We start from the raw sequence: 25,676 nt of genomic DNA, 5'->3' as shown, positions 1-25,676 counted from the left end.
GAGCGGCGCGCGCGCAATGCATCCGAGCTACATGCTGGCAGCTTCGCGGCACAGGGCGCGTAGGAGCAGCTTCAGCCGCGATAAAAGCCACTTACAATGCGGTATCCGGTAACGCCTCAACCAACCTCACCGGCTCGCCATCGATCAGTGGCTGCAACGCCAGAAACTCCAACGCCGAAGCCCGCCAGGACTGAGCCGCAGCCAGTTCCGCGCAACGCCCTCGATCCAGCTCCAGCGCCGCCAGGCAGGCGCTGCGCAGATCCTCGTCCATCACCCCGCTCTGCCCTTGCAGCAGCACATCCAGCGGCCCTGCCACCGGGAAGGCCGCTACCGGCGTACCGCAGGCCAGCGCCTCCAGCATGACCAGGCCGTAAGTATCGGTACGCGAGGGAAAGACCAGCACCGAGGCATCCTGATAGCTTTCGGCCAATGCCTGGCCGTGGCGATAACCGAGAAAGCGCACCTGCGGATACTGCTGTTGCAGCGCCTCGCGCTGCGGGCCATCGCCGACCACGCGCTTCTCGCCGGGCAGACCCAGGTCGAGAAAGGCTTGCAGGTTCTTTTCCGCGGCGATGCGCCCGACATAGAGGAACACCGGTCGCACTGGCCGTGGGCGCGTCTCGTCCGGGCGAAACAGGCGTGTATCCACGCCCTTGCGCCACAGTTGCAACCTTTGCAGATCCCAGCCGGCGAACTCCTCGCGCAGGCGCTCGGTGGTCACCAGTACCGCCTGGCTGCGACGGTGGAAAGCGCGCAGCCGGGCGTAACCCCAGCGTGGCGCAATCCACGGCCAGCGGGTACTGACGTATTCGGGAAAACGCGTGTGAATGGCTGTAGAAAAGGCCAGTCCGCGCTTGACCAACCAGCGCCGCGCCGCCCAGCCCAGAGGCCCTTCCGTGGCGAGGTGAACGCAGTCGGGGCGAAAGTCGCGAATTGCTGCGCCCACTCGCCAGAGGTTCCATACCAGCGGAATCTCCGGGTAGGTCGGACAAGGCACGGCGCGAAAATCCGCCGGCGACAAGAGCTTGACCTGATGCCCCAGAGCGCTCAGCTCGGCGACCAGGGCTGCCAGGCTGGTGACCACGCCATTGACCTGTGGCGACCAAGCGTCGGAGACGATCAGTATCCTCATGCGCCGGTCTCGAGCACGACGCCCTGCTCCTCGCCGGCCTGTCGCACCTGCGCTTCGGCCAGGCGATAGAGTTCGATCTGCCCGTCCCAGTGCTCGATCAACGCCGTACAGGACTCCACCCAATCGCCGCAGTTCATGTATTCCACACCGCTCACCTGACGAATCTCGGCATGGTGGATGTGGCCGCAGACCACACCCTGCAGGCCACGCTTGACGCATTCGTGGGCGATGGCTTCCTCGAAGTCGCTGATGAAGTTCACCGCGGTCTTGACCTTGTGCTTGAGGTAGGCCGACAGCGACCAGTAGCCATAGCCCCAGCGGCTGCGCCAGTGGTTGAGCCAGCGGTTGAGGGTCAGGGTGAATTCGTAGGCCGAGTCGCCGAGGAAGGCCAGCCAGCGGTGGTAACGGGTGATCACGTCGAACTGGTCGCCATGGATCACCAGCAACTGGCGACCATCGGCCGTGACGTGCACCGCCTCGTCGACCAACTGGATATTGCCCAGCAGCAGACTGGAGTAGCGCCGGAGGAATTCGTCGTGGTTGCCGGTGACGTAGATCACCTCGGTACCGCGCTTGCTCATGGTCAGCAGACGGCGGATCACGTTGGTGTGCGCCTGCGGCCAATAGATGCCGCCGCGCAGCTTCCAGCCGTCGATGATGTCGCCCACCAGGTAGATGCGATCGGCATGGTAACGCTTGAGGAAGGCCGCCAGATGCTCGGCCTGACAATCACGAGTGCCGAGGTGCACGTCGGAAATCCACAGGGTACGGACACGTTGCTTGCGGCTGGGCTTGGCGAGCTGGGCGCTGGTCATGGGCGGCCTCCGGCTGGGTTTAGACGAGCTTGAGGCGTTGCGGTGAAAGACCTGTGACAGGCAAAAGACCGTTCGATGACGCAGCATCATCGCCAGCCAGGCGTTAAACTTCGCGCGCTGCCGAGGAAATTGTCATGTCCCCAATCCTGTCCCTGCGTCACTACAGCCACGAAGTGCTCAGCCACAGCCACGAACACGCCCAACTGGTGTTCGGCCTGGCTGGCGAACTGCAATTCGAAGTGGACGGTCAGGGCAGCCGGGTGCTGCGCCATCATCTGGCGGTGGTGCCGGCTGAATCGCGTCACACCTGCGGCAGCCCGCGCGGCAGTCAATGCCTGGTGCTGGACCTGCCGGCCAACGACTGGCTCGAGCGTCAGCTCGGCCACCATGCGAGCGATATCCAGCGTTTGCTGGACAAACCCAACGCTCTGCAGCTCGATCCGGCGCAGGGCCAACTGCTCAACTGGCTGGCCAGCAGCCCGGTCAATGACCCGGTCATCGCCGGCCAGGGCGCGGCCCTGCTGCTCGGCAGCCTGGCCTGCAGCCGCCAGCATGCCGAAGCGACCGGCTTGCCGATGGCAGCCCTGGACCGCTATATCGAGCAGCACGCCGCGCATCCGCTGCAGGTGGCGGACCTGGCGCGCCTGGCCGGTCTGTCGGTGGCGCGCTTCCATGCGCGCTTTCTCGCTGAGACCGGGCGCACGCCCATGGAACACATTCGCCAGCGACGTCTGCAACTGGCCGAACAACTGTTGCGTGGCAGCGACCTGGCCGTTGGCGAAATCGCTTGCCGTGTCGGCTACAGCTCGCAAAGCGCCTTCACCGCCGCCCTCTCCCGTCACCTGGGCATGACGCCGCGGCAGGTGCGCCGCACTCGCTAGCCGTCTTCCTGGCGTCGCCCATGAAGCGCGTCCGGACTTCATTCGGGCTACGGCTGGTGTCGAGAGTCTGGCGACAAAACTCATTACTCCTGCGACAGACAGCTGGCGTCTGCGGCACCTAGACTGCGCCGCATCATCGAGGAGTACCCCATGCAAACCATCGAATGGCAGGATTTCGAAAAAGTGCAGCTGCGCGTTGGCACCATTCGCAGCGCCCGTCCCAATGAAAAAGCGCTGAAGCCGGCCTATGTGCTGGAGGTGGATCTCGGCGAACTGGGTCTCAGAACCTCCAGCGCGCAGATCACCGCGCATTACACCTGCGAAGGGCTGGTCGGTCGCCAGGTGCTTTGCGTGTGCAACTTCGCCCCCAAACGCATCGCCGGCGTGCGTTCCGAAGTGCTGGTCACGGGTGTGTATGACAGCGACAACCGAGTGGTGCTCGCCGGCTTCGACAAGCCGCTGGCCAACGGGGCGCGCCTGGTATGACCGAGCGTAACGCCCTACTGGCGATTCACCTGGGTGCACTGCTGTTCGGCCTGTCCGGCATCTTCGGCAAGCTGGCGGCCACCACGCCGAACATGATCGCAGGTGGCCGCGCCTTCTTCGCCGTCATTGCCCTGGCCCTGGCCGCGCTGCTCTGGCGCAGCCGCAACGCGGTTCGCCCGAGTCTGCGGCAGATCGCCCTGCTGGCACTCGGCGGCCTGCTGCTGGGTACGCACTGGGTCACCTTCTTCGAATCGGTGAAAGTATCCGGCGTGGCCATCGCCACTCTGGGTTTCGCCAGTTTCCCGGCCTTTACCGTGATGCTCGAAGGCCTGCTGTTTCGCGAACGCACCCGCCCTGGCGAGTTCGCCATGGTCGGCGTGGTATGCGTGGGGCTGATACTGGTCACGCCCGAATTCAGCCTGGACAGCAGTGCCACCGTCGGCCTGCTGTGGGCAGTATTGTCGGGTTTTCTGTTCGCCCTGCTGTCGCTGCTCAATCGGGCCAGCACACGTGGCCTCGACCCGGTAAAGGCCGCGCTGTACCAGAACATCACCGTGCTGCTGTGCTTCCTGCCGCTGGCCTGGCCAATGCTGCCCAGCGTGCGCCCGGTGGATTGGCTATGGCTGGCCATGCTCGGCATCTTCTGCACGGGGCTGGCGCACAGTCTGTTCGTTGCCAGCCTGCGCGTGCTCAAGGCGCGTACCACAGCGGTGATCTTCGCCCTGGAGCCGGTCTATGGAATTCTGTTCGCCTGGTGGCTGTTCAGCGAGCAGCCGACATTGCGCATGCTGGCCGGCGGCGTACTGATCGTCAGCGCCATTTTCGTTTCGGCACGGATGGCGCGCTGAACAGAGGTTTAACGGTCGTTATGACCCAGATCGCGACCGGGATCGATCTGGTCGCGCACCCGCTGCTTGAGCACCTTGGCCTCGGGGAAGCCGCCATCGGCCTTGCGCTCCCAGATCTGCTGGCCATCGCAGAGAATGCGAAACACCCCGCCGGTACCGGGCTCCAGGGCCACCCGCGCCAACTCATCGGCAAAGGTGCTGAGCAGCTCCTGAGCCAGCCAGGCGGCGCGCAGCAACCACTGGCATTGGGTGCAATAGGTAATGACGATTTCCGGCTTGTGATCAGGCATGGCATCGGCTCTACAGTGGGGCTTGGTGCCTATAATAGCGGCCTTTGTCCCTGCTCCCTGCCGGAAACTGCCATGCGTCGCCTGCTCGTTTCACTGATCTGCCTGTTCGCCCTGTCCAGCCTGCCCGCCATCGCAGCCGAACGCGTCGGTCTGGTGCTGTCGGGCGGCGCCGCCCGCGGCCTGGCGCACATTGGCGTGCTCAAGGCGCTGGAGGAGCAAGGTATCCGTATTGACGCCATCGCCGGCACCAGCATGGGCGCCATCGTCGGCGGCCTGTACGCCGCCGGCTATTCGGTGCCGGAGCTGGAACGACTGGCGCTGGAGCTGGACTGGCAGCAGGCGCTCTCCGACTCACCGCCGCGCGAGGACGTACCCTTTCGCCGCAAGCAGGACGACCGTGATTTCCTGATCAAGCAGAAGCTCAGCTTCCGCGATGACGGCAGCCTGGGCCTGCCGCTGGGCGTGATCCAGGGCCAGAACCTGGCGCTGCTGCTGGAGAGCCTGCTGGTGCACCGCAGCGCCACGCGCGATTTCGATCAGTTGCCGATCCCCTATCGCGCCGTCGCCACCGATGTGGTCAGCGGCGAGCAGGTGATCATTGGCACCGGCCACCTGCCGCAGGTGATGCGTGCCAGTATGTCGATTCCCGCGGTATTCGCCCCGGTCGAAGTGGATGGCCGTCTACTGGTCGACGGCGGCATGGTCAACAACGTGCCGATCGATGTCGCGCGGCAGATGGGCGTCGATCACGTCATCGTCGTCGACCTGGGCATGCCGCTGAAGCCAGCCAAGGAGCTGCTCACCGTGGTCGATGTGATGAACCAGTCGATCAATCTGATGATGCGCAAGAACTCCGAGGAACAGCTACGCACGCTGACCACCGACGATGTGCTGATCCAGCCACCGCTGGCCGGTTTCGGCGTCGCCGACTTCAACCGTGGCGAGCAGATGCTCGATGCCGGTTACCGCGCCACGCAGATCAAGGCCGAACAGCTGGCGCGCCTGCGCACCAACGGCGCCGGCAGCCCGGCGCTGGCCATGGCGCGCACCCGCGAGCAGCGCAATCCGGTCATTCGCGAGATCCACGTGGAGAACGACTCGAAGGTCGGCGACGCAGTGATCCGCCGGCACATCCGCCAGCCGTTGGGCGAGCCGCTGGACATGGATCGCCTGCAAAAGGACATGGGCACGCTCTACGGCCTGGACTATTTCGAACGCGTGCAGTACCGCGTGGAGCCGCTGGACATGCGCGGCAGTGCCCTGGTGATCGATGCCAGGGGCAAACGCACCGGCACCGACTACCTGCGCCTGGGGCTGAACCTGGCCGACGACATGCGCGGCGACAGCGCCTTCAACATCGGCGCCAGTTACCGCGTCAACGGCATCAACGAACTGGGCGCCGAGTGGCTGACGCGCCTGCAACTGGGTGACCATCAGGAGCTCTACAGCGAGTTCTACCAGCCACTGGACGCCGGCTCACGCTATTTCATCGCGCCGTACCTGCTCGGCGAGGCGCAGAACGTCGAATCGATCCTGGACAACGACCCCATCGCCGAGTACCGCCTGGAACGCTATGGCTATGGCCTCAACCTGGGCCGACAGATCGCCAACAACGGCGAGATCCGCTTCGGCCTCGGCCAGGCCTGGGGCGAGGCGGACGTGCGCGTCGGCGAACGCGACCTTCCCAGCTTCAGCTTCAGCGAGGGTTATTACGAGCTGCTGTACTCCTTCGATACGCTGGACAACCTCGACTTCCCACGTACCGGTGAAGACATCGGACTGATGCTACGCAAGTATGACCGCGGCCTAGGCTCGGACGACGATTATCGCCAATGGCAGCTGAAGCTGGACAAGGCCTACAGCCACGGGCCCAACACCTGGCTGTTCGGCGGACGCTATGGGCGCACCCTGGATCAAGCGCAGGTGGTCACCTCGGGCTTCATCCTCGGTGGTGCGCAGGAGCTTTCAGGTTTTCGTCAGGACTCGCTGAGCGGCCAGAACATGGCATTGGCGCGGATGGTTTACTACCGGCGAATGACGCAAACCTCGCTGCTGCCGCTGAACTTCCCGCTGTACCTGGGCATGTCGCTGGAGCGTGGCCGCGCCTGGAACAACGACAACGCCTTCGACAGCGGCTACATCAATGCGGCCAGCGTCTTCCTCGGCCTGGACACCCCGCTGGGCCCGCTCAACTTCAGCTACGGCTTCAACGACGAGCGGGAAAAGGCGCTGTATCTGAACCTGGGCAAGAGTTTCTGAAACGACGAGGCCGCGCAGATGCGCGGCCTCGTCGGGAGCAGCAGGGTCGATCAGGCGATTTTTTCCAGCAGCTGGCGTGCGGCCTTTTTCTGCTCGTCGTCACCATGGTCGATCACCTCATTGAGGATGTCGCAGGCGGCAGCGATATCACCCTGTTTGATGTAGGCCAGGGCCTGGTTGAGCTGGGTCATGTGCTCGGGGTTGCCTGCCAACTGGTCGATATCGCCCTGCAGCGCTGCGGTGGCATCGGCGTCGCCAGCGAAGGTGTCGAGGAAGTTGTCGTCCACTTCGTCGCTCAGCACCATTTCCATCTCGCCGAAGGCGCTCAACTGCTCGTCCTCATGGTGCAGTTCGAACACCTCGGGCAGCTCCTGCAGATTGCTGGCGAACGACGAATCGAACTCCGGCTCGGCAGGTGCCTTGGACTTGGCTTTAGCCTTGGCCGGGAACGGGCTGACCAGATCCCAATCGGCGTCCAGCGACAGGTCATCGAGGTTGAGCTGGAAATCGGTTTCTGCCACGGGTTCGGCCATGGGCTGCGGTGCAGCGACAGGCTCGCTCGGCGCCTGCTGCGAGGCCTGTAGGCTCGGATGACGGGCCTTGAGCGCATCGATACGGGCAGCGTCGAACGCCTCGGCACGCAGCACCGCCTCTTCACGGGCGAAACCCGCGCCATCACCCTGCATCGCCAGAACTTCCAGCAGACGGAAGCGCAGGTCGCTGCGTTGCGGTTGCTGAGCCAAGGCCTTGCTCAACTCGCCACGCGCCTCGCTGATACGTCCATAGGCGATGTAGACATTGGCGGCCTCGAGCGGGTCGACCGGCCCTGGCGCACGTGCGGGAGCCGGGGCAGGCACCACCTTGGCCACCGGCGCAACGGCTACCGGAGCGACGACCGCAGCACCTTGAGCGCGGACAGGTGGCTGCGGCTGTGGCGCCTCGGTTTTGGGCTGAACCTGCACCACCACCGGCTTGGCTTTTTCGCCACGCCGCCGAGTGGCCCAGAACAGAGCGCCGAGCAACAACAGCAAGCCGATACCGCCAGCCAGCAGCGTCGACCACCAGCCGCGCTCCGCTGTCACTGGTTCTTCGACAGCTACCGGCGCCGTGGCAACGGGCTCGGCGACCGGCTCGGCCGGCGTACGCGCCGCCAGCTCAGCCAACTGAGCGTCCTTCTGCGCCAGTTGCTCCTGTAACTGCTGCAGTTGCAACTGCAACTGCGCCAATCCTTGTTGTAGCTGCTGGTTTTCCGCAGCCTGATTGGCCAGCTCCAGCTCGACCTGGCGCTGCTTCTCTTCCAGTTGCAGCAGGCTGTCGGCTTGTTCCGGCGCAGGCTCCACGGAGGTCGCAGGTGCGCTGACCGGGCCTTCGGCACCGCTCTGTGCAGCAACGACAGGGGGCGCGTCTGATGCTGCCGGAGCGGCCGTCGGCGCCGCGGCGCCGCTGCGAGCGGCATCCGGCAGCAGCAGATCGGCGCCAGCTTGCAAGCGGCTCGGGTCACCGCCAGCGAAGGCGTTCGGGTTGAGCGCGACGATGCCTTCCATCAGTGCCTGCTGGGTCAGCGTGCTGCCCTGCTCACGCAGACGCGCGGCAATCAGCCAAAGGCTGTCGCCGCGCGCGACCTGATGACGATGGCCCGCCGCGGCGCTCGGTGGCGCGACGGTTCTGACCGACGCAGGCGGAGTCGCAGCTGGGCTGGACGCTTGCGCTGCAGGCGCCGCGCTCGACGCAGCCGCCACGGAGGTATAGGCCGAGGAGCCCGGCGGATCGAGCAGTACCGTGTACTCACGCAGCAGCTGGCCATTGGGACGCGCCACTTCGACGATGAAATTCAGGTACGGCTCGCGCACCGGACGGCTCGAGACCACGCGGATCACGCTGCGCGAACCGCGCAGAAGCGGCGTGAAGCGCAGATCATTGAGAAAGTAGAAACGTTCGATACCCGAGCGGTTGAACACATCGGCAGGTGCCAGACCGACGCGCAAATCCTGCGCGCCCAGATCGCCCACTTCGAGCAATTCTATTTCGGCTTCGAACGGTTGATTCAACGCCGAGTGCAGCGTGATCTCACCCAAACCGAGCGCCGGTGCCATCCCCGAATACAAGGCGGACCCCGACGCCAAACCCAACATTAACTGACGCACCCGAGCCATGTGACCTCCAGGGTTATCCGGCTCGAACGCCACCTCCTCGACTTGCTGTCGAGCTTGCTTGGCCGTGAGGTTGGCGCCCTTGAAAGTTTCGAGAACGTTCGACAAAGTCCTTGTCGAGGTCGTCTCGAATAGCATTATGGCTACTAATTCACAAAGTAGCGGCTTGGGCGCGAGTTTGCCGACGAAAGCAGGGTGCTATCAAGATCAATCTGTCAAAAGTTAGGCACAAAATTCCAGCACGCAAAAAAGTGATCGCAAATTTGACAGCACCTGGGGTCACTTGATTAGGTTGCCAAGCACGCGAGCATGTACCTGCTGACAGCGGCGCAGATCATCCTCATCGATACCGGCGAAGACTTCCTGGCGCAGCTGGGTGGAAATCGCCTCGATCTTCTCGATCAGCGGCTGCGCCTTGGCCTGCAGGGCAATCTTCTTGGCGCGGCGGTCTTCGGGTACCGCCACACGCGTCACCAGGCCCTGGCCTTCCAGGCTGTCGAGCAGACGCGCCAGGGTCGGCCCTTCCACTCCGACGCTTTGCGCCAGCTCGCGCTGGGTCGGCATTTCGGTAAAGCGCGCCAGGTGCAGCAGCACCAGCCAACGTGCCTGGGACAGGCCCAGGCCAACCAGGCGTCTATCGAGTTCGGAACGCCAGGCACGTGACAGCTGGGCGACTTGCATGGCAAAGCGGTGTTGATCGGGGTAAGACATGGGCTAGCGGGCTCATACAAAGGTCAAAAACTAATTATTAGCTAGCTAGCCATAACCCGATGCGCACGGCAAGCGCAGATTGCGCCACGAGCGTTGCAGAATGCGACTGAATACCTTGGGGTTCTGGTTGTGCGCGATACCTGGGCTCATGCCAGGCGGGTGGTTGGGGCCGGCTCTGCTCTAGCCAGCTATCGCGCACAAGTAAGCCATGCCCTGCCCGGCGCGACAGCGATACCCCTTGCGTCAGAGCTCGAACTCGGCCTGCAGCGCCGCACGTACGCAGTAGAGCACTGCCTCGTCGACACGGCCGGCGAACAGCGGTGCGATCTCGCTGACGGTAGGGAGCTCACCCTCGCCGTCGAGGAAGCTTTCCTGAATCTCGCCGAGAAGTTCTTCGGGCAGATCCAGCGCCTGCTCCAGGGTCAGTTGCTGCTCGGCGATGGCCTCGGCCAGCAGGCTGTAGACGTTCTTCTCACTGCAATTGAGCTGCCCGGCGATCTGCGCAGGCGTCATGCCGGCACGTGCCAGGCTGACCAGCTCGTGACGCAGATCGGCCACCGGAGCCGGCGCATCGTCCGCGGCGGCGCCGTTGAGCACCTCCAGAAACGCCTGACCGTAACGCTCCAGCTTGCGCGCGCCCACACCGCTGACCTCGGCCATGTCGCTCAGCGAGCTGGGCTGGCTGCGCAACATTTCCAGCAGCGTGGCATCAGGGAAGATCACATAGGGCGGTACGCTGTGCTCCTCGGCCAATTTGCGCCGCAAGCTGCGCAGGGCTTCCCACATCTCCCGCTCGTGGCCACGTACCAGTTGGCTGGCGGCGCTGCTGGAGGTCTTGGCCGCCTGAGCCGGTTTCGGTTCGCGGCGCAGCTGCAGGCTGACCTCACCACGCAGCAGCGGCCGGCAGCTCTCGTCCAGACGCAGGCCACCGAAGCCTTCCAGATCGACATCGGCCAGGCCTCGGGCGACCAACTGGCGGAACAGGGTTCGCCATTCGATCTCGGAAAAGCCCTTGCCCACGCCGAACACCGCCAGGTGCTGATGGCCGGCAGCGCGGATTTTCTCGTTGTCGCGGCCGAGGAGGATGTCCACCAGATGGCCGACGCCATAGCGCTGGCCACTACGGTAGATGGCCGACAGCGCCTGACGCGCCGGCTCGGTAGCATCCCAAGTCTCGACGCCGTCGATGCAGTTGTCGCAGTGCCCGCATGGCTGCGGTAAATCTTCGTCGAAATAGGCCAGCAGCGCCTGACGACGGCAGCGTGTCTCCTCGCACAGGGCCAGCATGGCATCGAGCTTGTGCTGTTCGATACGCTTGTGGCGCTCGTCACCTTCGGAATTGGCCAGCATCTGCTTGAGGAAGATCACGTCCTGCAGACCGTAGGCCATCCAGGCATCGGCCGGCAGGCCATCACGGCCGGCACGACCGGTTTCCTGATAATAGGCCTCCAATGACTTGGGCAGATCGAGGTGGCAGACGAAGCGTACGTTGGGCTTGTCGATGCCCATGCCGAAGGCGATGGTCGCCACCATGATCAGGCCTTCCTCGTTGAGAAAGCGTTTCTGATGATAGGCACGTAGCTCGTTGGGCAGGCCGGCGTGATAAGGCAGCGCGGGGAAGCCCTGGCTGCTGAGGAAGTCAGCGACCTCCTCGACCTTCTTGCGCGACAGGCAGTAGACGATGCCCGCATCGCCCTTGCGCGCAGCGAGAAAGCCGAGCAGTTGTTTGCGCGGCTGATCCTTGGGCTGGATGCGGTAGAAGATGTTCGGCCGGTCGAAGCTCGAGAGGAAGCGCTCGGCGTTATCCAGATGCAGGCGCTGGACGATCTCCTCGCGAGTGCGCTTGTCGGCCGTGGCAGTCAGGGCAAGGCGCGGCACCTGCGGGAACAGCTCGGCAAGCTGACCGAGCTGCAGGTATTCCGGGCGGAAGTCATGGCCCCACTGCGACACGCAGTGCGCCTCGTCGATGGCGAACAACGCAATGTCCAGGCCTTGCAGAAAGCTCAGCATGCGTGGCTGCACCAGGCGCTCGGGCGCCAGGTAGAGCATCTTGATCTGCCCGCGGCGAATACGTTCGGCGATCTCGCGCTGCTCGTCGACGCTCTGCGTGGAGTTCAGCGCCACCGCTGCCACGCCCAGTTCGTCGAGTGTCGCCACCTGATCGTCCATCAGCGCGATCAGCGGGGAAACCACCACCGCCAGGCCGTCGCGCATCAAGGCCGGCACCTGATAGCACAGCGACTTGCCGCCGCCGGTGGGCATCAGTACCAGCGCATCACCGCCCGCCGCCACACGCTCGATGATCGCGGCCTGGTTGCCGCGAAAGGCGTCGTAGCCGAAAACGTCTTTGAGAATGCGCAGGGCGTGGTCAAGCATGAAGGCCTCCAAATCGAGCCGCGCATTATGCCGCAGGAACGCCCCGAACAGGGCGCCTACCCGTCCGAAGCCGCTGAATCGCCTCTTGCAGAGCGCCTATGCTGGTCGCAGAGGCGGCGGTGAACTAGAATCCAACCTCGTTTATCTTCCCAAGCCTCAAGGTAACCCCACGATGTCCTTCGCTGAGCAATTGTCCCGCCTGCAAGCCTTTCTCGATGCCGATGAGTTGCACGAAGAGGCGTTGGACTACGTGGCCGCCCACGGCTATCTCACCGCCCTGGCGATCTGCCCGGACCAGGTGCCGGAGCGCGAGTGGATCGATGCACTGTTCGCCGAGCCGCCGCACTACCGCAGCGACGCCGAACGCGAAGAGATCGAAAACACCCTTATGCACCTGAAGGCGCATATCGCGCGTCAGTTGGCTGGCGAAGAAGAGCCCGAACTGCCTTGCGACCTGGACCTTGGCGACGAGCCGGACGACTCCGACCTGCGCGGCTGGTGCATCGGCTTCATGGAAGGCGTATTTCTGCGCGAAGCCGTGTGGTTCGAGGATGCCGAGGACGAAGTCAGCGAACTGCTGCTGCCGATCATGGTCGGCTCCGGCCTGTTCGACGAGCAGCAGGAATTCGCCGAGATCGCCCGTGACCGCGACTTGGTGGACAGCATGATCGACCAGATCCCCGAACTGCTCACCGCCCTATTCCTCCTGTGCCAGGCGCCGGAAGAAAAGCCCGCGCTGCTCAAACCCCGTCACTGACCACTCAGGCCGGGGCGCTGCCCCGGCTGTCGCCAAGATCAGCCCATGCCGCGTGACTTCCAGCCAAGCCGCCATCGCAGTGTCCGCTATCTGCTGCTGGGCATCGGCTGGCTGAGCGTGGCGCTCGGGGTGATCGGCATCTTCCTGCCGGTGCTGCCGACCACACCTTTTCTGCTGCTGGCCGCCGCCTGCTTCATGCGCAGCTCACAGCGCTTCTATCTGTGGCTGGTCGAGCACCCGCGCCTGGGGCCATGGATACTGCCTTATCTGGATGGTGAGGGACTCCCGCTCAAGGCCAAGGTTTACGCGCTGACGCTGATGTGGGTGAGCATCGCCTTCTCCTGCTATCTGGTGCCCCTGCCCTGGGCCCGCGCCTTCATGCTGACCAGCGCGGTGCTGGTCAGCATCTACATCCTGCGCCAGAAGACCCTGCCCAGCCCCTGAGTGCTGTACGTAGCACGGATGCAATCCGCGGGTGAGCTAACGCTGCCTTTCGGACTACGGCACGCTGTCGCCAGCCTTTTGACTCCGCCTTCTTTTCCCAGCGAAGCGGCCGGCAAAAAGTCGACGCCTCGCCTAGACTCCGACGATCAGGCACTGAGACTAGACCCATGCGACGGCTGCGCATTCAGCGATGGCGGTGGCGGCTGCTGATCCTCTGGATTGGCGGCGGGTTGCTGGCCGCTCTGTCCCAGGCGAATTGGGACTTCGCCCTGATCATCAAGAATGCCGAGAACCGCTACGGCAACCTCGGCCCAGCGCGAGCACGCCTGCTCGACTGGGAAGAACTGATCAAGACCAGCGCGGCGCTGCCGGAGCCTGACAAGCTCAACGAGGTCAATCGCTTCTTCAACCGCAAGGTGCGCTTCGTCGACGACATGCAACTCTGGCGGGAAAACGACTACTGGGCCACTCCCGTGGAAATGCTGGTCAAGGGCGCCGGCGACTGCGAGGACTACTCCATCGCCAAGTACTTCACCCTGCGCCGCCTCGGTATTCCCAGCGAGAAGCTGCGCATCACCTACGTCAAGGCGCTGAACTACAACCAGGCGCACATGGTGCTGACCTACTACGCCAGCCCAGGCGCAGAGCCGCTGGTGCTGGACAACCTTATCAACGACATCCGTCCTGCGTCGCAGCGCAAGGACCTGCTCCCGGTCTACGCCTTCAATGCCGAAGGCCTCTACCTGCCCGGCTCCAACACACGCAAGAGCGACTCGAAGAAGCTTTCGCGCTGGCAGGACATCCTGAAAAAAATGCATGCCGAAGGTTTCGCCGTGGGCGAAGGCTAGGAGGAAGACATGTCCCTACTCAAACAACTGTTCCTCGCCATCTGCCTGTTTCTGGTCGTGGCCTTTACCGGCAGCTTCATCGCCAGCGTCGAGACCTCGCGCGAGCAACTGCTCAGTCAGTTGCGCTCTCACGCGCAGGACGCAGCCACGGCGCTGGGCCTGTCGATGACGCCCCATGTGGACGACCCGGCCATGCTCGAGCTGATGGTCAGCTCGATCTTCGACAGCGGCTACTTCGCCAGCATCCGCGTGGTGAGCATTCCTGACGACAAGGTGCTGGTCGAGCGCAGCACCGAGGTACGCGCGGAAAGTGTCCCGCAGTGGTTCGTCGATCTGGTGGACCTGGAGCCCGAAGGTGGCGACGCCCTGATCATGCGCGGCTGGGAACAGGCCGCGCGGGTCGAAGTGCTCAGTCATCCGCAATTCGCCCTGGCCAAGTTGTGGGACGGCGCCATAGGCAGCCTGCTCTGGCTGTTGCTGTGCGGCCTGGTCAGCGCCGTGCTCGGCGGCTGGCTGCTGCGCACCCAACTGCGCCCGCTGGACAACATGGTGCAACAGGCGCAAGCCATTACCCGCCGCGAGTTCCTCACCCTGCCCCGCGTACCACGTACCCCGGAGCTGAAACGCGTGGTCCTGGCCATGAACCAGATGGTCGACAAGCTCAAGACGCTGTTCGCCGAAGAGGCCGCGCGCAGCGAAAAACTGCGCGAGGAGGCTTATCAGGACAGCCTGACCGGCCTGGCCAACCGCCGCCAGTTCGATATTCGCCTGGGCAATCAACTGGTAGTCAACGAGCAGAATGCCGAGGGCTATCTGCTGCTGTTACGTGTCAACGATCTCGGGGGGCTGAATCAGCGCCTGGGCGGGCAACGTACCGATGCGCTGATCAGCGCCCTCGGCGAGCTGCTCAAGCGCCTGTTGCAGGCGCCGGGCCGCAGCGAATGGCTGGCCTCGCGCAGCCGCGGTGGCGAATTCGCCCTTCTTGCTCCGGGTTTGAACAGCGATGACGCCGATCGTCTCGCTGAAGAGATCAGCGAACACCTGAACAACCTGCGCCAGACCGGCGCCAGTGACTGCAGCCCCGTGGCCCACCTGGGTATCGCGGCATTTCGTCCGGGCGAGGCCCCGGCCAGCGTAATCGGCCGCGCCGACCAGGCGCTGGCCCAGGCCCAGAGCAATGCAACGCGCAGCTGGGAGCGCCTCGACGACTTCACCGCGCAGAGTGGTCAGGGCCTGCACGACTGGCGCGGCTGGATCAACGATGCGCTCAACCAGGGCAAGCTGCAGCTGTATTTCCAGCCGGTGGTGGAATGCGTTTCCGGCCGGCTGTTGCAACGCAAGGTGCTGGCGCGGCTGCTTGACCCGCAGGGCGAAGCCATCGCCGCCGGGCGCTTCCTGCCATGGATCGAGCGCCTCGGCTGGAGCGCCCGATTCGACCTGGCGATGCTCAAGCACGCCCTCACCCACCTGGCTCAACACGCCGAGCCTCTGGCGCTGAGCCTGTCCGCCGCGACCCTGCGCGAACCTGCGCAGCGGGAAAGACTGCTCGCCCTGCTTAAAAGCCACCCTGAGCAGGCGAGCCTGCTGACCCTGGAAGTGGACGAGCGTCATCTGCCACCCCCAGCAGAACTGGAGAGCTTGAGTCAGAACCTGCGTGAAATCGGTTACGGGCTGGGTTTGCAACATTTCGGCGGGCGCTTCAGCCTGATCGGCAACCTGACCCACCTGGGCCTGGCCTATCTGAAGATCGACGGCACCTATATCCGCGCCATTGATCAGGAGAGCGACAAACGCATGTTCATCGAAGCGGTATTCCGTGCCACCAACAGCATCGACCTACCGTTGATTGCCGAGATGGTGGAAACCCAGGGCGAGCTCGAGGTGCTCACCGAACAGGGCATACACGGCGCCATGGGTCGCTTGATCGGCGCACCGACGCCCTGGCTGTGAAGGGGTTTATCGCCTGTTCAAAAGCCTGTCGGGCGCTACCTCGCAGCGGTTACACGAGGTTATGTTCGTCGTCACCGAGCAGACCGCTCAAGCCTTCGATCTCGGCCCGAGCAATGGCGCGTTGATCGAGCTTCTGCCGCGCAGCCTCGGGCAGATCGGTGTAACGGATCACGCCTCGTTCAACCAGCACGCTTACGACGTCCTCGAGTACGCGCACCAGTTCCAGATCGGACTGTTTCAGGCTATCGAGGCGAGCCTTGACCTCTTCCTTGGCAGCCAGCCAGTTATGCAACTCCTCGCTCTCGACCGCCAGGTTCTCCGTCATCCCCTCGAAGGGTTCATGCTCAACCCGCAACAAACGCCCGGCTGCGTCGCGCTGTACGTAAACCATCGGTGCCTCCAACAAACACCCATAAGAAAGCCCGCCACCTCGCGGCAGCGGGCTTACTCTAGTTGAGAGAGCGGCCCAAGGGAACATCCCGTAGCGGATAAGGCGCTCGCAAACTGCGGGCGCCCTGCTCCACTCAGACCACCAGTTGGTTGTTGTCCAGCATGTTGTCGATAATGTCGGCCGCATTACCCATGCCACCGCCGACGATGGTGTTCTCCAGCGTGATGGTCTGGTCGACGTTGCCATTACCCGCGCTGGACACAGCGATCACTGTGCTGCCCGGGTCAATGGCGAAGTCGAAGCTCAGGTAGTGGCTAAGCGCATCACCATCGGCGTTGGGGCCAACACCGGTCAGCAGCTCGGACAGATCGAGTCGGTCATTGCCGTTGCCGAAGTCCTTGACGATGTCGTGATAGTTGCCGCCGCGATCCCCGGCATTCCAGACGAAGGTGTCGTCGCCAGCACCACCGATGAGGATGTCGTTACCCGGACCGCCGATGAGGATGTCATCACCGAGACCACCGAGCAGGATGTCGTTGCCAGCACCTCCTTCCAGGCGGTCGTTACCGGCGCCACCGTTCAGCACATCGTTGCCGGAATCGCCATATAGGGCGTCATCGCCATCCCCCCCGAGCAGGTGATCGTTGCCGTCGCCGCCGCTGAGCGTGTCGCTGCCCGCTCCTCCATAGATCACGTCGTTGCCGCGCAGGCCGCTGAGCGTATTTCCAACGTCGTTGCCACCGATCATGTCATTGCCGTTGGTGGCCCTCTCGCTGTACGACCAATCCTTGATATCGATCTTCAGCACCGCGCTGCCAGTGCTGCCATCGGCATCCACAATCTTATAGGCGAACTGTTCGGATGACCCCAGAGGCAGATCGGTAGCGTTCGGCGTGTAGGTATAGGCGCCGTCGCTGGCGATATGCAGGCTGCCATGCTGTCCTTGCAGGGTCAGCCCGTCAACCGGTATCGCATGACCATCGACATGGGTAACCTTCAGCCCACCATTCGGACCCGGATTGTCGCCGCCGAGCACATTGCCCGAAGCAAGCAGTGCAACGACCCAGGCGACGCCAGGTACCGTGACGTTGATGCTCTGCAGGTTGTTGGTGTACTGCAGCTTGTCGATGCGCAGATCAGCTCGATCATTGAACGGGTTCCAGCTGGAACCCGACTTGTCGAAAACGGTGAACTTGACGTAGTAGTCCCCCGACTCGTTAATCGAGTCGAAGCTCACATCCTGCCTACCGGCATCCTGATCGAAGATTGAGTCCACTGCCATGGCTTGACCAACTTTGAATAGCTCAGCCTGCCAACGATCCTCAGAGTTCCAGTCACTTGTCCGGACGCTGAAAGTTACAGTAGCCGGCGCCCCATCACGCGCTGTCACGCTGAACATCTCGGACGCCGAACTCCTCTGCCCTTGATTGGGCGCATTAGAGACGTCAGAAATCCCAATATCGATAGCATGTCCTGGGGCGACATACTCGGCGCTGTAGGTAACATTGCCATCGACTTTCCAGTAGCCCTCTTGTGCCACTGCGCGTTCGTCCACGGCAATCGGTGCACCATCAAGAATGTTGATGGTCAACTTGGCATTGGAGGTATCACCGTCACGATCAGCAATTGTGTACGTGAAGACTTCCTGTGCGCCTACAGGTGCGCTGCGAGGCGCCGAGTAGGTGTAGCTGCCATCACTGGAGATCACCAGCGTCCCCCCGAGTTCGGTAGTAAGCGGGCCGCTGGAACCACCCTCTAGTACTGCGGCGGTGACCTCGTTACCCTGCGCATCGATGTACGTGATAGATATCACTTTGACGGGGCCATCGGCTCCCGGATCGTCTACGCCATCGGGGCCCGCATCGGTGATCACGTTACCTTCCAGCGACGCCGGTACGGTATCGGCCAGCGTGGCCGAGAGTTCGTTCGGATCCTGCACCACAATTACTGCGTCGCCAGTGTTGCCGACCTTGCGCAGCTCGTTTACCGCGCTGCCGCTGTACGGTACCTGGATACCCACCGCGATCACGTCGATATCGTTGCTATCAACGAAATTTTGCCAGCCGGCTGGCACGCCATTGCCTGAAGGATAAGGTTCGCCGTCGGACAGGAAGTACAACCGGTTCTCATAGTCAGCCAGGCCGGGGTTGGACAGATCCTCTTCTAATTGCGCGCGAGCGAGGCTCAGAGCGCTGCTATAGTTGGTGTTTCCGCCTTCGCCCATAGCATTGATGGCAATCTTGGCCTCCGCTGCATCCGTGCCTTCGTAGACCAGACCGGAACCGCTGTCGAAATCTATCACTTTGAGGTTCAGCGGCACACCCAAGGCGATGTAGCTGTCGATCAGGTTGATCAACGCTGCCTTGGCCACATCCAGGCGGGTGGCGTTTTCCTTGTCGCCATCACCATCTAGATCGGCACTGACTACGTCGCCCATGCTACCCGACGAGTCCAGCACGAAGGTCAGGTTGTAAGGCGGCAGGCCGCTCTCAGGAACACTAGCCTCGTTGTCTTTGGCAACCGGCACGCCATCTTTGGTGCAGAGGATCAGATTAGCGCTAGAGGTGTCGCCATCCGCATCGCGAACGGTGTAGGTGAAGACATCCTCGCTGTCGTCGGCGACGCCCTTCGGCGCTACATAACTGTAGTTGCCATCACTGGCCATGACCAGCTTGCCGCCCCGGAAGGTTTCCAGCGGACCGGTCGTACCGCCCGTCGGCACAGCAGCCGTTCGCAATACACCGTCGGCAGCAAGATAGCTGACTGAGATTACGTTTAGCACACCGTCCGCACCGGGTACATCAACGCCGCTCGAGTCACTGTCGCTGATGACGTTACCCTCCACAGCATCCGGCACAGTTTCACCTAGGGTGGCCGACAGGTCGTTCGGGTCAGAAACCACGATGACCGAGTCACCGGCATTGCCGACCTTGCCCAGTTCAGCTGCGGCACTACCATTGACCGGAATCTGGATACCCACTGTGACCACATCGATGTCGTTGCTGTCGACGAAGACCTTCCAGCCTGCCGGAGCACCGTTGTTAGACGGATACGGCTCACCATCGGAGAGGAAGTACAGGCGATTCTCGTAATCTGCTAACGCCGGGTTGGATAGGTCGGATTCCAATTCGCTACGAGCCAGGTTGAGAGCACTGGCGTAGTTGGTGTTTCCGCCTTCCTCCATGGCGTTAATTGCAGTTTTGGCGGCAGCAGCATCAGTGCCTTCGTAAACCAGGCGACCACCGTTATCAAAGTCGATCACCTTGAAGTTGAGTGACACGCCCAGCGCGAGGTAGCTATCGATCAGATTGACGAGCGCAGCCTTGGCAACGTCCAGCCGGGTAACATTCTCATTGGTACCATCGCCATTCAAATCGGCATTGACCTTTTCATCCATGCTGCCGGAAGAGTCCAGTACGAGGGTCAGGTTGTAGGGTGGCAGGCCATTAACTTCGATGCAGACCTTGTTGTCTTTCGCTACCGGAACATCATCAATGATGGTGACATCGAGCGTGCCGGTGGCACTGTCCCCGTTACGATCGGTCACCACGATGCCGAACTGGTCGGTCACGGTATTCCGGCCCTGCTCTCCAGGATGGGCAACCGCATTCTCGAGCGTGTACTCATAACGGACGGTGTCAGCGCCGGAGGTGTCGTCGAAACCGGTGATCTTCAGCACACCCGCGGCACTTTCGATCAGCAACGGACTGCTGGCGCTGGCCCCCTGCAATTGGTCAAAGGTGAAGGCAGGGGCGTCGCCAACCTGCAGCGATGCGATACCGCCCGGCGCTTCGATGGTGAAGGTTCCGGAATGGGTCAGCGCATCGCTATCCGGCGCCGAGCCTGATGCCAGATGCTGCTCGTCCACTATCAATTCGCCACCCGATACATCCAGGTTGCCAAGGCTGACGCCGTTATTGCTACCAACGATTCTGATGGTCAGGTAGGCAGAGGACACGTCACCGTCGGCATCGCGTATTGTGTACTGCAAGCGCTGGCTAACGGTTTGTCCCTCGGCCAGAGCCAGGGTATCGGCGTCATCGTTGTCAAGGGTAAAGCTGTAGGCGCCGGTAGCGGGGTCAAGCAACAGCGAGCCGTATTTGCCGAGTTCGGCGATGGCGGCAGCGTTACTCGGCGAATCATTCCACTGCTTGAACGCCTTGCCACCGTCATTACCGGCCAGGTCGTTGTCTAGGACGTTGCCCTGCACCACATTGGTCGCGCTTCCCTCGACTAACAGCGCAGCAATATCATCCACCGCAGTCGGCGCGTCATCGCGGAAGCCAATGACTTGGCCCAGATCGATGCGGGCCGTGGCCTGATCGCCATCGGCATCGGTGATGGTGGCCTTGAGTTCCACCTTGCCAGCACCCAGGAGATTCAGCTCATCGGGCTGGCTGCTCGGATGCACGACGGCGCGCAGCTGCGTCAGGGTTGCGACGCCAGCCTGGTCGACCGCCAGGGTGAAGACCAATTGATTACCTGTTTCGGTACGGCCTTCCAGCACCCCCTGAGCGTTGAACGACAGCTTGACCTTCTCACCAGACGTGGTATCCACCAAGCCCGAGTCGGTGGCTTTGATCGCCAGGTCGTAGCGCAACCAACCCGCGCCATCAGCGCCGTATTCGGCATTGAACGCCGAGCTGAAATCGCGCGTGGCAACGGCGCCAGCGGGCGTGCCCAGGTCGGTTTCGTCTACCTGCAGCGGCATGCCCCAGCTCACATTGGTACTGACGTCGTTATAGTCATAATCTGGACTGCTGGCGACATCTTCCCAGTTCTGGTTACCCGGCTCGTCGTTGTCCTGCAGCGCCGAGCCACGGGGGTTGAGCTCGGCCCTATCAAACAGCACAGCTGCACCGCCCGCACCTGTCAATGGCGTGCCGTTGAGCACGGCCTGCCAGTTGCCGTTGGCATCCTGTTCGAAAGTCAGCTCGGCTTCATCGCTCAAGCCAGCGTTGGCGCCGCCGTTGGGGATGATAAAGAAGCCCATGTCAGTCGGGTCCAGGTCACCCAGGTCGAATTCGGTTCCGACTGCAACCGTTTTCACGTTGGCCCAGATCACCTTGCCGGCTACCGGATCACCGTCTGCGTCGCGGGTGTAGTAGCCATAACTGTTGCTGAAGCCAGCATCGGTGCCCAGGAAGGTCGCCTGAGACTCGAAGCCCGGCTGCATGGCCTGAATGGTCGGCGTGTCATCGTTGACGATGATTTTGAGCGTGCCATCAGCGGTGTCGCCGTCGCCATCGGTGATCTTATAACCGATGTTGAGGGTGACGTTGTCCTCAATGCCGCTGGTCGGATGCATCAGCGGCTTGAGCAAATTGACGGTGTAGGCGCCGCTGGCCAGGTCAGTCAGCACCACGGTCACCAGTTCGCCGCGAGCGGCGCTGCCGATGGTCAGGGTTTTGCTGGTGGTGTCCCAGGTCGAGGTCACGTTTTCTGTGCCCAGCATGCTGGGCCCGGTAAGCTCGATGGACTGCAGCCCGTCGGCCCCGGAGTAATATCCAAGGGTACCGCTGGTGCTGGTGTTGGCATCGTTCACATCGCCGGGCCCGCCATTGATGCCGCCCTTGAGGCCTTCGTCATCGAGTACCTTGCTGGCGATCACGTTGCTGGCAGTGGGGCCGTCGTCCTCGAAACGCACCGCGCCGCCGATACCGACGGAGTCCACCGATACGTCGCCGTCCCCGTCGGTGACGGTGACCACGGCGCGGATCTTGCCAGACAGGTTCAGCGCCTCGTCATGGCTGGCGTTATCCGGGTGTCGCAGGGGGAGGTACTGGGCGACGCTGAGGCTGCCGTCCGTCCCGATGGCCACGGCGAAGGCAGCCTTGCCATCATAGATGCCACCTTCCACGCGGCCGACGATCAGGCCGCCCTCCTCGCTGAGCCTGATGGGCGAACCGTCCAGGGCGCTGAGGCCCGAGTCGGCGTCCTGCACTGCCAGGCTGAGCACGGTAGTCGCGCCCTCCTGATCCTCGCCGGTGGTACTGCCGGAAGCGTCGACCACCGGGCCGTCGCTGCTGGCGTAGCCGGCCGCCAATACGGTGCCGGCATTGGCAACGCTGCTGAACAGGGCGATCACGCTGGGGCTGTTGCTGTCGTTGTCGTTCGCGTCGTTGCCCGGGCTCGGGGTGGCACTGCCGTTCTGCAGGCCGGGGGTTTCGTCGTGAGTGACGCGAGCGCCTTCCACCACCTGGATGTTGGCAGTGGGGGCGTCGTCCTCGAAGCGGATGGCGCCGCCGATGTTGACCGAGGCCACATCGACATCGCCGTCCCCGTCGGTGACGGTGACCACCGCACGGACCAGGCCACCGAGGTCGACGCCTTCATCGCGGCTGCTGGTGTCCGGGTGATTCAGCGACATGTACTGGGCGACGCTGATGGTACCGTCCTGGCCGATGGCCACGGCGAACACCGCGGAGCCGCGGCCGCTGTCGCCCCCTTCCACACGGCCAACGATCAGGCCATTCTCCAGGTACAGGCGGATGCTCTGGCCGTCGGTGGTGGTGAGGCCCGAGTCGGTGCCGTCGCCGCCATTGATAGCCAGGCTCAGCACGGTGGTGGCGCCTTCGTTGTCCTCGCCGCTGCTGCTGCCGGCGGTGCTGACCACCGGTCCGGCGCTGGTGGCGTAGCCCGCGAGGTCGGTGCCGACATTGCTCACGCCGGCGAACAGGGCGATCACGTCCGGGTTACTGGTGTCGTCGTCGAGGGCATCGCCCTGCGGCGCCGGGGTCTCGGTGGCGTTCTGCAGGCCGGCGCTCTCGTCGTGGGTGACGCGCACGCCTTCGAGCCGCTCAATGACGGCGCTGGGGCCGTCGTCCTCGAAGCGAATGGCGTCGCCGATGCCCACCTGAGCGCTGTCCACGTCACCATCGCCGTCGGTCACGGTGACCACGGCGCGCACCTTGCCGGCCAGGGTCACGGCGTCGTCGGGGCTGCCAGTGTCGGGGTGGTACAGCGAGACGTACTGGGCCACGCTGACGCTGCCGTCCTGGCCGATGGCGATGGCGAAGGCCGCCGCGCCGGGGCCGGCCTCACCGCCATCCACGCGCCCTACGATCAGGCCGTTCTCCAGGTACAGGCGGATGGTCTGGCCGTCGGTGGTGGTGAGGCCGGAGTCGCTGCCGTTGCCGTCGACGATGGACAGGCTGAGCACGGTGGTGGCGCCTTCATTGTCCTCGCCGCTGCTGCTGCCGGAGATGTCCACCACTGCGCCGTTGCTGGTGGCGTAACCGGCGGCGGAGAGATCGCTCCCGGGGTTGCCGACGCCGCTGAACAGGCTCGCCACTGCTCCGGAGGCGGTATCGTTGTCGTTGGCGTCGCCATTGGGCGTGGGGGTGACGGTGCCATTCTGCAGCCCGGCGCTCTCGTCATGGCTGACGCGCACGCCTTCGTTGGTCCGGATGCTGGCGGTCGGGCCATCGTCGACGAAGCGGATCAACTGGCCGATGTCGGCGCTGGCCACAGCCCTGTCGCCGTCGCCGTCGGTGACCGTCAGCACGGCACGGATCAGGCCATTGAGGTCGATACTGTCGTTGGCGTCGTCGCCATCGGGGTGACGCAGGGACTGGTACTGGGCAACGCTGATGACGCCGGTGCCCGGGTCGATGGCAACGGCGAACGCGGCGTTGCCGTCGGCGTCCCGACCGACCACCAGGCCGTTCTCGATGGTCAGGGTGATGGGACTGCCACTGGTAGTGGTCAGATCGCTGGCCTGGTCTTCGACCAGCGCCAGGGAATAGACGGCGCTGGCGCCACCTTCGTCGGCACCAAATTCATAACTGGCCACCACTGCAGGGGCGGTGCCCTGGGCGTAAGCGCGCATGTCGGAAGAGGCATTGGCGACGCTATCGAACACAGCCAGCGGACCGGCGACGTCATTGCTGCCCGCCTGCAGGCCGGCGCTCTCGTCGAGCACCACATCACCACCTTCGCGAGAGAACTCGAGGCTGGCGCTGGGGCCGTCGTCGTTGATGGCGATAGTCAGTGGCACGCTCGGCGATACATCACCATCGAGGTCGAACACACGCACGCTGAAGTTATCGAACAGTTGATCATCGGCCCCAGTGGCGTTGGGGTTACCGTGATTCAGGCTGTTGTCGGTCAGGGTGTAAGTCCAGTTGCCGGCAGCGTCGAACACCAGCACGCCATAGGCGCCCTGCACGGTGCCGCCGCCCGTGACGTTGACCCAGTTGCCGCTCGCATCCAGCACCTCGATGCGGCCAATGCCATCTGGAGAATTGATGATCAGGCTGCCGGAAGTCCTCTCGGCGTTGCTACCGGGGTTGCTGCCCGGTTGGCCACCGCCGTTCTCACCACCATCGAGCGCCGCCTCATCGACCACGCCGGGGCCGGTGACCACGCTGCCCTGCTCGTTCAGAAAGACCACCGTCAGCTCGGGGCTGAAGTCGGCGGTGGCGAATACCTCGCCTTCGGGAAACTCCGGCCCACCCGGCAGCCCTTCGGTTGGAAAGCCTATAACCGGATCGAGCGCACCGCCCACCTCGCTCAGCATCACGAATGAATTGCCGCCACCAGCACCGCCTGCGCCTCCGGCACCGGCGCCAGGACCGGCGGCTGTGGCCTCGCCTTCCAGGGTGGGATCGACACCCGCTTCGATGGCCGCTTGCAGGCGCTCGACATCGGTGAGGTCGTCATCGCTCGGCGCGGTGCTCGGAGGTGTATCTGCGCTCGGGGGCTGCGTCTCGCTGCCAGAAGCGAGCATCTGCGCATCGAGGGTGATGCTGCTGTCACGACCCAGGGTCAGTTGCTGTCCGTTGCTCATGGCCACCGCAACCGCACCGGACGCTCCGGTGACCAGCTGCTCGCCCGCGTAGACCCGATCACCTTCGCTGATTGGCCGGCGCGATCCGTCGCTCGCTACCGCGAACACTTCGCCGACAACCTGACTGACGACACCAATAAGAGTAGCCATGATTCCATCCTCACTACAGCTGCCGACCACCGCCGACACGTACCTAGCGAAAGGGTCAGAGCACCTTTTCGAAGCAGAGGAGAGAACCTGGACAGCTGATTGAAATGGAACGGCGCAAAACCTCAAAAACGCTACTGACAAAAAAATGTCACCACAGCATGCGTCGAACTACTCCATCAGTTGAAATCCCCGCCTTTTGATGTCTGACTGCCCATTTCAGCTGCACAGGCCACGGAAAATGCCGACCCAGGCAGCTCACAGGGTCAAACAATGTGCTCCTTTTCTCAGACTTCATAAGATTTTTTCTGAATATAGCTTGTGAAAAAATCATCTTATCTCCTTCAAAAGTTGTTCTTAGCTCTGATGTTACAAGCCTGAAACGGTTTGACAGGGAAAA

At 63.2% G+C, this 25,676-nt stretch carries 16 protein-coding genes; 8 read left to right on the top strand and 8 right to left on the bottom strand.

Going from position 1 to position 25,676, the window contains the following annotated elements; all coding sequences use genetic code 11:
- Window positions 1-91: 91 nt before the first annotated feature.
- Together B2U07_RS22135 and B2U07_RS22130 are read right to left on the bottom strand one after the other, a co-directional pair.
- A complete protein-coding gene (locus tag B2U07_RS22135) occupies window positions 92-1,132 on the bottom strand; it encodes a glycosyltransferase family 4 protein (RefSeq protein ID WP_275546127.1) in 1,041 nt (346 codons plus the stop codon).
- The gene (locus B2U07_RS22130) at window positions 1,129-1,947 is read right to left on the bottom strand and encodes a UDP-2,3-diacylglucosamine diphosphatase (RefSeq protein WP_197856606.1); all 819 of its coding nucleotides are present in this window, start codon (window positions 1,945-1,947) and stop codon (window positions 1,129-1,131) included. Before B2U07_RS22130 ends, B2U07_RS22135 begins: the two co-directional genes overlap by 4 nt.
- Before the next feature lie 134 nt (window positions 1,948-2,081).
- On the opposite strand from B2U07_RS22130, the gene B2U07_RS22125 reads away from it, so the two are divergent.
- The 3 genes from B2U07_RS22125 to B2U07_RS22115 all read left to right on the top strand — a co-directional run bounded on the left by B2U07_RS22125 (window position 2,082) and on the right by B2U07_RS22115 (window position 4,162).
- Complete coding sequence (locus B2U07_RS22125; protein ID WP_275546128.1) at window positions 2,082-2,828, top strand: AraC family transcriptional regulator; 747 nt, start codon at window positions 2,082-2,084, stop codon at window positions 2,826-2,828.
- 150 nt (window positions 2,829-2,978) lie between these two features.
- A complete protein-coding gene (locus B2U07_RS22120) occupies window positions 2,979-3,314 on the top strand; it encodes a tRNA-binding protein (RefSeq protein WP_275546129.1) in 336 nt (111 codons plus the stop codon).
- Window positions 3,311-4,162 carry a DMT family transporter gene (locus B2U07_RS22115; protein WP_275546130.1) on the top strand — a complete coding sequence of 284 codons (852 nt, stop codon included), beginning with the start codon at window positions 3,311-3,313 and terminating at the stop codon, window positions 4,160-4,162. Before B2U07_RS22120 ends, B2U07_RS22115 begins: the two co-directional genes overlap by 4 nt.
- An 8-nt stretch (window positions 4,163-4,170) precedes the next feature.
- Here the strand turns inward: B2U07_RS22115 and B2U07_RS22110 are convergent, their stop codons facing one another.
- Window positions 4,171-4,452 carry a SelT/SelW/SelH family protein gene (locus B2U07_RS22110; RefSeq protein ID WP_197856610.1) on the bottom strand — a complete coding sequence of 94 codons (282 nt, stop codon included), beginning with the start codon at window positions 4,450-4,452 and terminating at the stop codon, window positions 4,171-4,173.
- A gap of 72 nt (window positions 4,453-4,524) precedes the next feature.
- On the opposite strand from B2U07_RS22110, the gene B2U07_RS22105 reads away from it, so the two are divergent.
- Window positions 4,525-6,711 carry a patatin-like phospholipase family protein gene (locus tag B2U07_RS22105; RefSeq protein ID WP_296277942.1) on the top strand — a complete coding sequence of 729 codons (2,187 nt, stop codon included), beginning with the start codon at window positions 4,525-4,527 and terminating at the stop codon, window positions 6,709-6,711.
- Between the two features lie 50 nt (window positions 6,712-6,761).
- Here B2U07_RS22105 and B2U07_RS22100 read toward each other — a convergent pair whose 3' ends face one another.
- From B2U07_RS22100 to recQ, 3 genes are all read right to left on the bottom strand, one after another.
- Entirely contained in the window at window positions 6,762-8,804 is a 2,043-nt protein-coding gene (locus B2U07_RS22100; protein WP_296277940.1) for a FimV/HubP family polar landmark protein, read from the bottom strand.
- A 336-nt stretch (window positions 8,805-9,140) separates the two neighbouring features.
- Window positions 9,141-9,572 carry a MarR family transcriptional regulator gene (locus B2U07_RS22095; protein ID WP_275546133.1) on the bottom strand — a complete coding sequence of 144 codons (432 nt, stop codon included), beginning with the start codon at window positions 9,570-9,572 and terminating at the stop codon, window positions 9,141-9,143.
- Window positions 9,573-9,815: 243 nt separating this feature from the next.
- Window positions 9,816-11,948, bottom strand: a complete 2,133-nt coding sequence (recQ, locus tag B2U07_RS22090; RefSeq protein WP_275546134.1) for a DNA helicase RecQ — start codon at window positions 11,946-11,948, stop codon at window positions 9,816-9,818.
- 172 nt (window positions 11,949-12,120) lie between these two features.
- Between recQ and B2U07_RS22085 the strand changes: the two genes are divergently transcribed.
- The 4 genes from B2U07_RS22085 (at window position 12,121) to lapD (ending at window position 15,947) form a co-directional block, all read left to right on the top strand.
- Window positions 12,121-12,705 carry a YecA family protein gene (locus B2U07_RS22085; protein WP_197856615.1) on the top strand — a complete coding sequence of 195 codons (585 nt, stop codon included), beginning with the start codon at window positions 12,121-12,123 and terminating at the stop codon, window positions 12,703-12,705.
- Window positions 12,706-12,750: 45 nt separating this feature from the next.
- Window positions 12,751-13,149 carry a YbaN family protein gene (locus tag B2U07_RS22080; protein WP_275546135.1) on the top strand — a complete coding sequence of 133 codons (399 nt, stop codon included), beginning with the start codon at window positions 12,751-12,753 and terminating at the stop codon, window positions 13,147-13,149.
- Between the two features lie 167 nt (window positions 13,150-13,316).
- A complete protein-coding gene (gene lapG, locus B2U07_RS22075; protein WP_275546136.1) occupies window positions 13,317-13,997 on the top strand; it encodes a cysteine protease LapG in 681 nt (226 codons plus the stop codon).
- Window positions 13,998-14,006: 9 nt separating this feature from the next.
- Window positions 14,007-15,947, top strand: a complete 1,941-nt coding sequence (gene lapD / locus B2U07_RS22070) for a cyclic di-GMP receptor LapD (protein WP_275546137.1) — start codon at window positions 14,007-14,009, stop codon at window positions 15,945-15,947.
- Between the two features lie 49 nt (window positions 15,948-15,996).
- On the opposite strand, the gene B2U07_RS22065 is transcribed toward lapD, so the two are convergent.
- Window positions 15,997-16,338 (bottom strand): tryptophan synthase subunit beta, encoded by a 342-nt coding sequence (locus B2U07_RS22065; RefSeq protein WP_197856619.1) that lies wholly within the window; start codon window positions 16,336-16,338, stop codon window positions 15,997-15,999.
- A gap of 133 nt (window positions 16,339-16,471) precedes the next feature.
- Window positions 16,472-25,279, bottom strand: a complete 8,808-nt coding sequence (locus B2U07_RS22060; RefSeq protein ID WP_296277936.1) for a retention module-containing protein — start codon at window positions 25,277-25,279, stop codon at window positions 16,472-16,474.
- Between the last annotated feature and the right edge of the window lie 397 nt (window positions 25,280-25,676).

The organism is Pseudomonas sp. UBA7530 (assembly GCF_002479365.1).
GTDB lineage: Bacteria > Pseudomonadota > Gammaproteobacteria > Pseudomonadales > Pseudomonadaceae > Aquipseudomonas.
This window is presented reverse-complemented; position numbering and strand designations above follow the sequence as displayed.